Raw genomic sequence first — 12,265 nt, 5'->3', positions numbered from 1 at the left:
AACGCAGACCCGGCGAACCTGTCTGGTCGTCGTGCGCGGCACGCGCGCCGATGGCTCCATCCAGATTCGCCGCGGCGACATCGTCTAGGCGCGCTATAACTTAAAACTTGCAGTCATCCATTCCGCCCCCGGATGTTTATCTATTATTTCTTTCAATATATTTAGAGCTGAATTACCTAACTTTTCATTGTCTGCTGTATAAAAATCTGACACTTTTGCCAAAATTTCTACCTGTTTAAATGCTTCCTCCTTTTCTTCGGCAGTCAACCAAACTTCTGCTTCTATTGCTATTGCTAATTCTGCTAAAGCATCTGCAAATTTCGGTTGAACTTCTCCTGAAATATTAGGTAGATAAACTGAATCTCTACTCCAAAAATTCACCGATGCAGAATTAAGAGATTTATTAATAGGATAAGATTTTTGAGCTTTGAGTTTTAAGTTTTGAATTTCCCAAAATCTTTGAGGAGTCAAAATCTCAGAAATAAAAGACATGATATATTCACTTTGCTGATGATAGATGGAAATTTTTTCCTCCTGACTAAGAGATTTTTCCCGATACTTTTCACTCAACTTACCCACATCTTCTTGATAAAATTTAGTTAACTGCTGATGAATTTTTCCCTTATTCGCTTCTGGAGGTACGCTAATTTTAATTACCACCATCCCATCCCCTTTATTTTCCATACTTTGAATTGTCAAAGTAACTTCTTCATTTTCTTTTTGCACCTGTTGAAAAGCAGACATAAAAGCTTTCCCATTAATGCCATTGCGGAAAATTAAATCCACAGTATGAAAATTTTCCGCAAATAATTTTGTAAAATCTCCCGGTGCAAAATTTCCACTACTAGGGCGACGCTCTCTATTATTTGTTTGTGGTTTTGCCGACTCTAATAAATAGATATATTCCGTCTCAATTTCATCCAAAATAGTCGTGTGATTAATATTCCAAGATTCTAAACAAACTCCTGTCATTTTTGCCTGGGTAAAATTAGTACCAATTGCCAAAACTTCTTTTAAATTTGCTCCATCCAAACAAGCTCCTTCCAGAGCAGCTTCGCTCAAATCAGCTATTGTTAAATTGCTCTGAGTTAGGTCGGCATTTCTGAGATTTGCACCTCGAAGATTCACACTTATATATTGTTTGTTTCTGCCATTTCCCGTCACTAACAATTCTCGAATTTTCGGGTCAATTAATATTGTGGTTCTGACTCTGGCAAAGGTTAAATATTCGGCTTGGCGCCAGAGAGTATGAGTCACATTAGCTAATCTAAAATCTGTGCTTTTTAGGCAGGCATTACTAAAGTTAGTCTCCCTAAGATTGGCATTTTTAAAACTCGTTCCTCCTATGGCTCCAATAGCAACAGCAAGTCGGCGAATAGTTAGATTATTTTCGTCTTCCGCCAAGATTTTTCTCGCAAGATGAACAGCTATTGAGATTAATAATATAGATATAGATATGGCTATTACATAAGTGCTAATTCCTAAAACAACTCCCTTTGCAGGTTCCGAGCTAAATAGAAATGTTCCATAGCGATCGTCTAGGTTTTTCACGACACTTCCAGTGATAATAATCGTGAAAATTATTGACCAAGTTATGACTGAATTTTTCTGGTGTTTTTCTAATTTTATTTCAGCTAAAACTACTGCCAGACTCAGGGTGGTAATTAATACTAATATTGCCCCGACAGAAATAATTAGACTGACAATTATACTAACAACTATATTTACAGAGTCAGCGTCGGTTAATAGGTTAGTCACCCCTTCAATAAGATTGCCACTTCTGAAAGCTTTTAACTGGTGCGAAAATTCAATAACTTCCGGCGATGGAGGTCGATCAATTCCCAAAAATTTAAACCCTTTTGAGAGATTTTTTTCACTCATGGCAAAAGCCGCTAATCCGGGAATGATAAACATCATTAGGGGAATGGCAGAAAATAAATATGCTAAAGCTTTTTTGATTCCTTGCCGAATTGTGACTAATAGTAAACCAATGTTTATCAGTTCTAGGAGTAAAAAAATAAATAAACCGATATGAATTGGAATAGGATTAGTGGTTTTAGGAACAATAAATTTGAGAGGAATATAAACCGCTGTAAATGTGGCAAATGCTGACGTTAAGGAAAGCAAAAAAATCAAAATAGAAAGTATGATTTTCCGAGATTTTGTTAATCCTGCTAAAGCATAGCTGAAGTTAGCACCTGTGAGATTAGCATTTGTGAAATTTGTACCTCTAATATCCGAGTAAGAAAAATCTTCATGGGAGAGGTCTTGATTTTTAAAAGAGCGACCTCGAAGATTTCTGCGACGATAATTTTCTAGATAATTTTCCATGATTTTTTTAATAAAAAGGAAGAGGGAAGAAGGAAGAAGAAAGAAGGAAGAGAAGGAAAACTTGTAGGGTGCGTTAGACGCCTTAAATTTAAGCTTTGAAAAATATTTAGGAATCCGTCGCAGGGCACCATTTTAGTTGTGTAATTCCACTACTAGCTAGTTCAATAATTAGTAATTAACAATTAATAATTAATAATTACCTCTTCTTATAAGAGTGTTGGTCTAGTAGGGTGCGTTAGACGACTTAAATTTAAGCTTTGAAAAATATTTAGGAATCCGTCGCAGGGCACCATTTTAGTTGTGTAATTCCACTACTAGCTAGTTCAATAATTAGTAATTAATAATTACCTCTTCTTATAAGAGTGTTGGTCTAGTAGGGTGCGTTAGACGACTTAAATTTAAGCTTTGAAAGATATTTAGGAATCCGTCGCAGGGCACCATTTTAGTTGTGTAATTCCACTACTAGCTAGTTCAATAATTAGTAATTAACAATTAATAATTACCTCTTCTTATCACAGTGTTGGTCTAGTAGGGTGCGTTAGACGACTTAAATTTAAGCTTTGAAAAATATTTAGGAATCCGTCGCAGGGCACCATTTTAGTTGTGTAATTCCACTACTAGCTAGGTAATTTCCCATAATTTTTTTTGGATAAATTCAGTTTTTTAAAATTTCCGTAAAGTCGGTAAAAATTTAGTAGGGGCGACCGTTTACCCCTACTATTCCAAATAAAATTGTTCAGTAATTCTTGCCTCTCCAAACGCTACAGCAACACTAAACTTTTCTCCTCTTTCAGCGTACAATTTGAACTGAATAAAATTATCCGCATCGCGAGATTCTACATCCATTAATTCTTCCCCATTTTCATCCATAACTATTAACTTAATTCCCGGTAGTAAATAAGTTTTTCCCCCCATCGGATAGACTCGAATTCTAATATTATCTTCCTCAGTTTCCCATAACCAACTCACAACTAAAGCAACCGACTCCTCAACAAGTCGCATTCCTAGATCGATCCTTTTACCCCGCGATAACTTGACTGAACGGGAAGAAATATTTTCATTACTACGATAACTAGAAGCACTTTCGAGTTGTTCAAAATTTAAAATTGACTCAACAGTTTGCCAAGCACTTTCAAATATTCCATCTAACCATTGCAGCAAATTTGTAGAAGTAGAAGTCTGGCGATCGCTTCCTAACCTTTCCTCATACAACATCCGCAATAAATTCTGATTTTCTAACAACGCTCCCCACTTTTCAAACTCCACTTGTAACCGAGGATAATAACCAGGCGATCGCCCTAACTCCCTGACTAAAGCAGTCGCTTCATCCCCAGATAAATTCTCTACTGCTTCCACCTCTGGTTTTGGGAGTGGGCAAATTTCCCGCGCTACCCACATCACGTTTAAATCTTCAGTCATAAATTCTTGTCCTAAATAATAGATGCGATCGAATTCGTCATAGTTTGCTTCATCTTTCAGGTTTTGATAACTGGTGTAACCCCAAATTCTGATCCGATATTTTTCTTGTTCCACCAGTGCTGCCAAATAATAGTCTCCCACCCAACTTGGTAAGTCTACCCACTCTTGAGGAACAGCAAATGTTTCTGTATCTATTTCTTCAGTTGGAATGAGAATAATTCGAGTTTCTCCTATAGTAATAGCACTACCATTTACGACTTCCCAAATTTGATTTAAAGTTTCTAAGTTAGGTGATATTTGTGGTGTTGTTTCCGGTGGTTCGTCTTCTGTTAAATATTTCATCATCATATTTAAACAGAGACGATTTAAAAAAGCATTCCATCGCGCTGCATCATTAGAATAGTTGGGTAATTCTTGCCAGAGTTGTTCAGATTCTTCTGGAGAAAATTCTAATATTAATTGGTCTGGAAATACTATTATTAATTCGTCTGTTGTTAGTGACATTTTTAGTTACTCCTGTTTTTTTATAGCTATTAGCCGTCCGCTATCAACTATCAGCTTTTTTGGTAAGCGTTCAGCTATTAGCAGTCAGTTATTAGCTTTTGTCAAGTAATAACTACTAAGGTTAGCTGATGACCTTTTTCTTTCCTGCAAAATATTGGTCATTTCAGTTATCAGTTATCAGTTATCGGTTATTAGTTATTAGTTATCAATTATCAGTTATCAGTTATCAGTTCCTCTGGCTGTTTGCGCAGCATGACCTAGGAAACCCAGAGGCTTGAAATACTGAATATTCTTTCTTTCATCCCCCTATCCAAGGGGAGGCTTGAGACCTTATTTTTTGGTCAAACATAACTTTTAATTCTCCTTGGAGACTAAAAGAATTTAACTTCTGACTTCTGACTTCTAACTTCTGACTTCCAGCCACAGGCTGTTAATTCCACATTGCATAAGGCGCATCTTTCAACCATTCTTCTACAAAGCTAACAATTCTTTTGTTTAGAGAATTCGATAAAGAAATATCCATTTTTTCTCTTACCCATTCCTGCAAAAATATCTCTAGGTTTTGCTTGACTATTTCAATTTCTTGAGTAATTCTTTGAGAAGAAACATTCAGCTTTTCTGCCACATTTTCCAGCTTTAATCCTTCACCATAATATAGTCGCAGCATCAGAATTTTTTCCTTGTGTTGTTCCAATAAATTTTCTTGTAATGCTCCCTCAAACTGCTGTTTAAAATAGTCTCTTAACCACTCCTTTAAAGCTTGATTTTGTTCTTTGATAATTCCTTCATTGGGAGTAATTTCTAAATTTGCTTTACTCCATGTTACCAAAGCTTCTAAAAGCTTTTTTTCACTCCGTTTGATTTTTCGAGATATTTGAAATTGCTGTAAACAAAATATTTCCTTCATTTCAGTTTGTGAGATACCCAAACCATAAAATAACTGTATTAGTTTCTGACATTCTGGCGGTAGTTTGGCAAACTCATACAAACAAATTGAGACTATTTGTTGTTTTTCTTCAGTCTCTATTTCTTTCTCTGGATGATTCACTGTAATAATTTCATGTTGGTTGTCTGCCATAATTTCATTGGAAATTATATCAATATTTTCAACAGTCTCTTCAACCATACAAATATAATTCCTTGCTACTCTGTAGCAAGTCATAAATTTTTCTTTAATTGCCTGAAAATTAGTTATTACTTCTAGGCGATCGCTTTCATTTGCTGAAAGTTTTTTGTTATATTCAGAACATCGAAAATTATAGTATTTTTTGATTTCTTCCCACTGTGCTTGATTTGGTTCTGGTAACCTTCCTTCAAATTTTTTAAGTTGGCTACTGCGATAAATTTCTTTGTAGGCGTTTACTACTAAAACATGGCTTTCAATTTCTTTTTTTTCTGTAATTCCTGACTTGGCTTTTAGAGCTTCTCTCAGTATCTTTTCACTCAAATATTTAAGTCCACACCAAGTTCCATATTTACAAAAATCTCTGCCTACATAAACTGTTTGTTTGACTTTACTTTTTATTTGCCGTTTCCCCCAAGTCATCGGATTACTATCTTTAAAATTATATGTTTTATAGATTTTAATCGGTTGAGATGCAACTTTCCTTGCCTCTTGAAAACAATCTAATCTACTATAGTTTAGTTGTCTTAGTTGTCTTAGTTGTTTATACAGTTCCTCAGCTAACCAAAAACAGGGTTCTTCTAAATATGCTGATAAGTGTTCTTCGTATAACTTAGCATGATTATTTTTTTGCAGTTCTTTGACAAAATTTTTGGCAAAATATTCTGCTGTTCCATCGGGACAAGATTGAAATATATGATAAAAATGATTTGCTAATTTAGGTGCTTTTAGCAGATTATTTATCCTCAGGTTACTTGGTTGTTCTTCTAAATCGAAGAAAGTTGAAAATTTTTCTTTGATATCTCTGTTAATACTCATGTTTTCACCTTTGATATAGATGTAATATTTGAAAAAGTTTAACTTTAATCTCTTTTACTTATCTTCTTGTCTGTAATTTTCTAAATTATGCAGTTATTAGGGAATAGCAAAAAATAAATTATCCAATTTTTGAACCAGACCTATTTGCTTTCATGCCTAATACCAATTACCATCCCTTAACACAATATTTCTCAATTATTAAGTAATTAAAAAAGGCCGAAAACCTTTTTGATAATTATTAGCTAGGACTGTGTTAATTATTCTTATGTTTACTTCTCCCCCACTCCCTCACTTCCCTACTCCCTACTCCCTACTCCCTAAATTCATTGATTTTTCCTCCTCAAATTATTTGTTTTATTTTTTAAGATTGAGCTTTTAGTCTGTAACATAGGCAGATACTTTCTATCGCAATATTTGTGAAACGATCTGAAATCTGCCCATAGGGGTTTCATGTTCCAAAATAGAACAACAAATTTTACACCTTGAAAAGCAGGAGGATTGTAAAAAGAAGGGGATAATAGATAGTAATTTTTTTGATATTTCATCTTAAGTTTAATTCTAAACAATAGGGAAAAATTTGCTTATCCAATTACCAAGGAAACACAACATAATAATGAGTGATAAAAAAAAATTGTTTGTAGTAGGGCTTTAGCCCTAAATTATACCAATTCCCAAAAGAATTGCTATACTTAGGTCGCACTTCAGTTATTAAGTAATTAACACATAGGAAATCACTTTTTTGCTAATAATAGCCCAGTTAATTTTTATTATTCTTATGTTGTACGGACATTGTATGTAACGTCTACCTCCCCACACTTCCCCTCCTGGGAGGGGTTAGGGGTGGGTCCCACACTTCCCCACCCGATCGGGTATAGCATTCTTTTTGATAAATGGTATGATAGATGGGGCTAAAGCCCTACTACAAGCTTTAATTCTAACTATTCAACCGGACATAATATAAATCATATTTAAAGGTGTATAAATAGCTAAAGTTGCCTGGTAAGATGTTTTTTCAGGGGAAGGTTGACGGCGCAATAAATAAAAATAAAATTCTAGCGATCGCTTCTTTAAATTATTAATTTCCATCATTTTTAGGCGTAAATCAAGATGGATATTTGGGAAGAACAATTTATAGTTTACATCATAATTCAGTAAAACGCAAAGGTTGAGAACAGCAATTTTTGTGAATATTTGATGCAGCCAAATTTTTTCTAGTCATTTCCCGCGCGCAAGTGCATAAATTTCACTCCTCAAGATAAAGGAATTTATAGAAACGTGAAAAAAAAGACTATATATAGGAGTTATCCAAATGTTCTCTAGTTTCATTAACTTAGCTCGAATTGCTTTATTGGCCAATATTATTACTTTGATAGCGTCGATCGCTTACCCATCGGCAGCAACTACTTTTGCTTTTATAGATATAGATACCCCTAAAACCGAAAATTTACTATTGAGTCCACAAGTAGAGGAAGATCCAGATGAAGAACCTGGAACAGTTGTCGATCCAAATTAATTAGTTATAAAAAAGTATCTGTTTGTAGTTGCACTTTAGTGCTAGCAGAGATATTTGGCGCTAAAGCGCAACTACGAACTAATACTCATATTCCTGTGGTGACTCATTCAAAGCATACTGCCGAAACTGTTGCCACATATCTCGTGCTTCCTCCGTATTTCCCCTAGCTTCCAATAACTTTGCCAGTAACTTGTAAGCGATCGCTTTTGTATTCATTAATTCAATGGCTTCCCGCAAGTAAGTTTCTGCTTCTGGATAACGCTGTTGCTCCAGTAATACCCAACCCATATTTTTGAGCAAAGCATAGCGAAGGAGTGGATCGGTTTGAGCTTTCTTTTTCTGAAAAGCTTTTTCGAGTAGAGCAATAGCTTCCGAGTATTGCTTATCTTGAATATAAAGTCTAGCTAGGTTGCTGTAAGCTTCCGAAACTCCTTCGGCAATGTGATACTGACTCCGTGCTTTCTCAAGTTGGTGCAGTTTTTCATAGGTTGCACCGAGATTATAATGTGCTTTTTTGTAACTGGGTTTTAATAGTAAAGCGCATTGGAAATAAAACTGAGCTAGTTGATATTGTTTGACTAAATAATTATCAACTCCGCAGTCGTTGAGCTGCACATAAAGTTTGGGAAATAGTAACCGAAAACTTGCCCAAGATAATAATAGTAAACTCACCCACCGAATATGGTCTTTGATTTTTGTAGGTTCTTTTTCTGCTAATACTTTTTCTATCCAGTTTCGGTTAAAAACTTTAGCATAGATGGGATTATAAACTTTTAACTTCCCCTCTTCTTTCCTAACTATACCTGCCAACTGTAATTCTGCTTGTAAGGGATTATTTTTTTTTGCCGGAATTTTGCCACGTTGTAAAATTTTCTGATACAAGCGTAATAATTTGCAGATGGAATATTTACTTGTGAGGAGGCGATTCTTTATGGTCTGTAAATGTTCTGGTTCTTCATTATATTCCCAATTTTCAATAATATTTGACAGTACCAATTTTACCACCTCCTGTTTTTCTGAACCTACAGAAATTTTTGTCGATGATCTTGCAACTAACTGACATAATTTTTGTGTTAAAAAAGGTTGTCCTCCCGTCCAATAAATTATTTCTTTGAGAACTTCTTGACGCCGATCTACTTTTTCTAATAATCCTTCTGCTAAAGGCAATGCTGTTGGAAATTCCAAACTTGACAACTCAATTCTATTACTAATAATAGTATGTGGAAAATCAGAAATTTCTACCACGCCAAACAAAGCAAAAGTTAAACGTTGATATGCTGGATTATTTTCTCGTTGTTGCTGAAAATATTGAATCAAAGTCAGAAAAACTTCTAGAGATAAATCCGATATTCGCAAACAATCTACTTCATCAATAAAAATTACAATATTTTTATCAATTTCAGTTAAAACTACCTGCTGGATAAATTCAATCAAACGTTCTTTAGGTGCTAAATTTTGTCGTTCCAACCACCAACTTAAACAGTCAACTTCCAGTTGCAAAGCACTAACTATTTCTTGCACAATTCCAGCATAAATTTGTCCGGCATTACTTTCTGCGCTGACAATTGCCATTAAATCTATTTCCACACAAGCAATATCTTCTTTTCGCAGTCGGTCTGCCGTCTTAATTCGCAAACTTGATTTACCAGTTTGTCGGGCATTAAAAACATAACAATACTCTCCTTTTTTCAGAGCAATATAAATCTCTGTATCTGCCTGTCGCACTACATAATTATAACTATTAAAATCTAGACCACCTCCTACTTTATAATTAAAACTTGACTCAGAAATTGAACTCATTCAACATCTCCTAAATAACTTTCAAAATACAAACGGTAGAGTTCGCAGCCAACTAATATTTTGCCATCTTTATCTTTGACTAATCCCAAATTCATAAGTGTCTTAATAACATCACTTTTAATATTTGCTATATCTTCGCCCTTAATTATTTTCAGAAAATATTTAGCTAAGTCTGGATACTCTTTTAAAACTCCGTCTGGATTCTGTTTTAAAATTGCCAAATATTCTTGTAAATGAGGACTATGATAAATACCATCTTTTGTAGGAGCAGTTTCTAAAATTTTCTCCAATGTCATGTTATTACGAGTTTTAAGATTACGAAAAGTCAACTCTACTAAATAAGGATGACCTCCTACCATCTTTGTTAGTTCCCTAACCTGATAAATATTCAAATTAAGCTGATAAATTTCAGCTAATTTTTGAACTTCTTCGAGGGTAAATTCTGGCAATTCAATAGCCGTACCGATATTAAATGGGGATTGATTAGGATTCATTTTTATCTCAACATTCGGAGCATAAGAAATGACTAATCTTAATTTTTGCCAGAGGGGGTTTATACTAGCTCGATCATTCCAAGAGCGGAGCATTCCCAAGAAATCTTGAGAAATATTTTCGTTGCGAAAAAGCAATTCTAAATTATCTAAAAATAAAACCATAGGGTATTTTAATTTAGGCAATAAATACTTTTCAAAGTAGTTTATACAGGTCATTTTACTGCCTAATTCTTGATTTGAATTATTCCAGTTATCTAATTGAACAGGTAGTTTTAGTTGACTACTAACATTGGCACATAACCAACGTAATAATTCATTCAATTCGGATAAATGGCTATTGTCCGCTTCCTGAAAACTAATAGATACAATCGGGTAATTTTCCTTTCCTTTTAATTTCTTTAATACTCGTTTAATCAAAATAGTTTTTCCCATCTTTTTAGGGGCTTTGATTCTGAGGATATAATTGGGCGATAACAAACTTTCGTAAACTTGTTGTTCGATTGATGGGCGTTTGACATAATAATCACCAGTATTTCTAATTGTGGTCTTGTTATCATTTTGGAATTCCTCATAATCTTGTTTTTCTAAATCGAACTTAAAAGGGCTAAAAAAGTCTTCTAGAGTTCTAAACCGAACTTTATTATTACTATTAATAATTTTAGATACAGTATGGCGATGTAATTTAGTTTTTTTGGCAATTTGACAATCGTTGTAATCTTGAGAAATTTTTTGAGCTTTCTCTTGTCCTGATTTTGTAAGTATATAAGAAGCCATTATTACACCATCCTGCTCATTCGTGTTGTTGATTTTCGACAAAGTTTAAAAATCTTTGGGCAGATTGTAACTCAATTGATGCTGAATATCTTACCCTGTAATAATTCTTTAAGGTGTCAATTAAGGTCAATTTAAAGTTGTCGAAGATCGACAACTCTTTCTTGTTTACCTATGCTATTCTCAGTAATGAGATTGTTAGCAACCGCATTTTACCGAAGTATTACTATCTGAAATCTGAGTATTTAAGCAGTCGTACTTCTCTTAATAGACCTTAGTAAGCATTCAGCCGTCAGCTATCAGCTATAATGGCTTACACAGTACAACGTATCTTCGTTATTGCGAGTACATTCCGCTGTCAAAGCTGAATGCTGAATACTAATAGCTAAATGCTTACATACCCTAGCGAATTGCTGAAAAAATCAGGACTTACGAAGCAAATAAGAAACCGGGTTGATTTCCTTAATTCTTTCAAATCAAGAAATTTCTCCATAAACCCGGTTTCTGCTTAAGTCCTGGAAATCTCAAAAATTGACTGTTTTGTTCATCATAGAAGTAATTATGAATCAAACAAATCATCAAAGACATCGCTTAACAACTTTAAGTCAAGCAATTTTAGCAGCGATCGCTTCTGCTTTTGGTGTCGGAGTTAAAGTCGCTCTAGCAGATCCACCACCTACGCCACCTCCTGAAACGAAATTACCTCCAGTCTTCTGCTTCCGGTTCACTGATATTAAAGCTGTGGAAGACGATCCAGAAGGAGATAAATTTCAATTAGCCTTTGAAGTTCTCAACTGGTCTAACCAACCTGCTGCTGGGGTTCGTATTGCCCTCAACGAAGGAACAAATAGTTTTGTCACCGATGGTGTAGCACCCTCTTTTGCGGGTGCAGGAGTGGACGGTAATGGTCGCCCTAACGGTCCAGATGCAGACCCCTTACCAGGAAATCAACTGTTTACTAATGCTGGTCAAGTGGTCGAATCAACTGAAACAGCGATTCAATGGGATGCCACTCAGTTAAACCTTAATACCCTTACTAGCGGACCAATACCAAACCGCGACTTGCTTGGTGTTAGACGGAGAAACACTCCTGGTGCTTGCGCTTTAGTTCCTGGTTGTCAAGTTGTCGGCCACCCCAACCCTTTCTTTGGTACTCCTCAAGTTGCTGACTGGGAGACCATCGATAATGGTAATAATGTGTTAGATGGTTTCATTATCACAGTAGATGATATAGACGAAGGAGAAGTAATTTCTTTTAACTGGACTCTCCTTGGTGTTAATGGCAACCCTATTGGAATGCCTGGTAGTGGAAATGAGTACGGTTTCGGTGCAGTGAATATTGCTCGTATACCTATCAATGAAGACCCTGATTCTGACTTCCGGATTTTTGAGCGAAATACTGGTGTAGAGCGCTCCAACCGATTATTTGCTGAAAATTCTCGCGATGTGACTGAATATTCTGTTGTGGACTATGACACGACTACTTCAGGA

8 protein-coding genes are annotated in these 12,265 nt (G+C 35.2%); 2 read left to right on the top strand and 6 right to left on the bottom strand.

The genetic code is table 11. The features are described 5' to 3' along the window. Positions 1-93 precede the first annotated feature (93 nt). The 4 genes from F6K22_RS14600 to F6K22_RS14585 form a co-directional block, all read right to left on the bottom strand. Positions 94-2,331, bottom strand: a complete 2,238-nt coding sequence (locus F6K22_RS14600) for a pentapeptide repeat-containing protein (protein ID WP_293098863.1) — start codon at positions 2,329-2,331, stop codon at positions 94-96. 717 nt (positions 2,332-3,048) lie between these two features. Further along, positions 3,049-4,254, bottom strand: a complete 1,206-nt coding sequence (locus tag F6K22_RS14595; RefSeq protein WP_293098860.1) for a DUF1822 family protein — start codon at positions 4,252-4,254, stop codon at positions 3,049-3,051. 430 nt (positions 4,255-4,684) lie between these two features. Next, the gene (locus F6K22_RS14590; RefSeq protein ID WP_293098857.1) at positions 4,685-6,196 is read right to left on the bottom strand and encodes a sigma-70 RNA polymerase sigma factor region 4 domain-containing protein; all 1,512 of its coding nucleotides are present in this window, start codon (positions 6,194-6,196) and stop codon (positions 4,685-4,687) included. Between the two features lie 942 nt (positions 6,197-7,138). Beyond that, the gene (locus F6K22_RS14585) at positions 7,139-7,285 is read right to left on the bottom strand and encodes a hypothetical protein (RefSeq protein ID WP_293098855.1); all 147 of its coding nucleotides are present in this window, start codon (positions 7,283-7,285) and stop codon (positions 7,139-7,141) included. A gap of 220 nt (positions 7,286-7,505) precedes the next feature. On the opposite strand from F6K22_RS14585, the gene F6K22_RS14580 reads away from it, so the two are divergent. Beyond that, on the top strand, positions 7,506-7,709 hold the full coding sequence (locus F6K22_RS14580; protein WP_293098852.1) for a hypothetical protein: 204 nt from the start codon (positions 7,506-7,508) through the stop codon (positions 7,707-7,709). A 78-nt stretch (positions 7,710-7,787) separates the two neighbouring features. Here the strand turns inward: F6K22_RS14580 and F6K22_RS14575 are convergent, their stop codons facing one another. Continuing rightward, the gene (locus tag F6K22_RS14575) at positions 7,788-9,509 is read right to left on the bottom strand and encodes an AAA-like domain-containing protein (protein WP_293098850.1); all 1,722 of its coding nucleotides are present in this window, start codon (positions 9,507-9,509) and stop codon (positions 7,788-7,790) included. Then, positions 9,506-10,777: an AAA-like domain-containing protein gene (locus F6K22_RS14570; RefSeq protein ID WP_293098847.1), complete on the bottom strand. Its 1,272-nt coding sequence runs from the start codon at positions 10,775-10,777 to the stop codon at positions 9,506-9,508. Before F6K22_RS14570 ends, F6K22_RS14575 begins: the two co-directional genes overlap by 4 nt. A gap of 558 nt (positions 10,778-11,335) precedes the next feature. Here F6K22_RS14570 and F6K22_RS14565 point away from each other — a divergent pair. Beyond that, positions 11,336-12,265: hypothetical protein (locus F6K22_RS14565; RefSeq protein WP_293098845.1), on the top strand; the 930-nt coding region annotated here is incomplete at its 3' end.

Source organism: Okeania sp. SIO2F4, assembly GCF_010672385.1.
Lineage (GTDB): Bacteria > Cyanobacteriota > Cyanobacteriia > Cyanobacteriales > Microcoleaceae > Trichodesmium.
This window is presented reverse-complemented; position numbering and strand designations above follow the sequence as displayed.

Bases quoted from the DNA above. Each gene is read 5' to 3' on its own strand.
- F6K22_RS14585 (WP_293098855.1), bottom strand. From the start codon at position 7,285: ATGATGGAAATTAATAATTTAAAGAAGCGATCGCTAGAATTTTATTTT.
- F6K22_RS14570 (WP_293098847.1), bottom strand. From the start codon at position 10,777: ATGGCTTCTTATATACTTACAAAATCAGGACAAGAGAAAGCTCAAAAA.
- F6K22_RS14595 (WP_293098860.1), bottom strand. From the start codon at position 4,254: ATGTCACTAACAACAGACGAATTAATAATAGTATTTCCAGACCAATTA.
- F6K22_RS14580 (WP_293098852.1), top strand. From the start codon at position 7,506: ATGTTCTCTAGTTTCATTAACTTAGCTCGAATTGCTTTATTGGCCAAT.
- F6K22_RS14600 (WP_293098863.1), bottom strand. From the start codon at position 2,331: ATGGAAAATTATCTAGAAAATTATCGTCGCAGAAATCTTCGAGGTCGC.
- F6K22_RS14590 (WP_293098857.1), bottom strand. From the start codon at position 6,196: ATGAGTATTAACAGAGATATCAAAGAAAAATTTTCAACTTTCTTCGAT.
- F6K22_RS14575 (WP_293098850.1), bottom strand. From the start codon at position 9,509: ATGAGTTCAATTTCTGAGTCAAGTTTTAATTATAAAGTAGGAGGTGGT.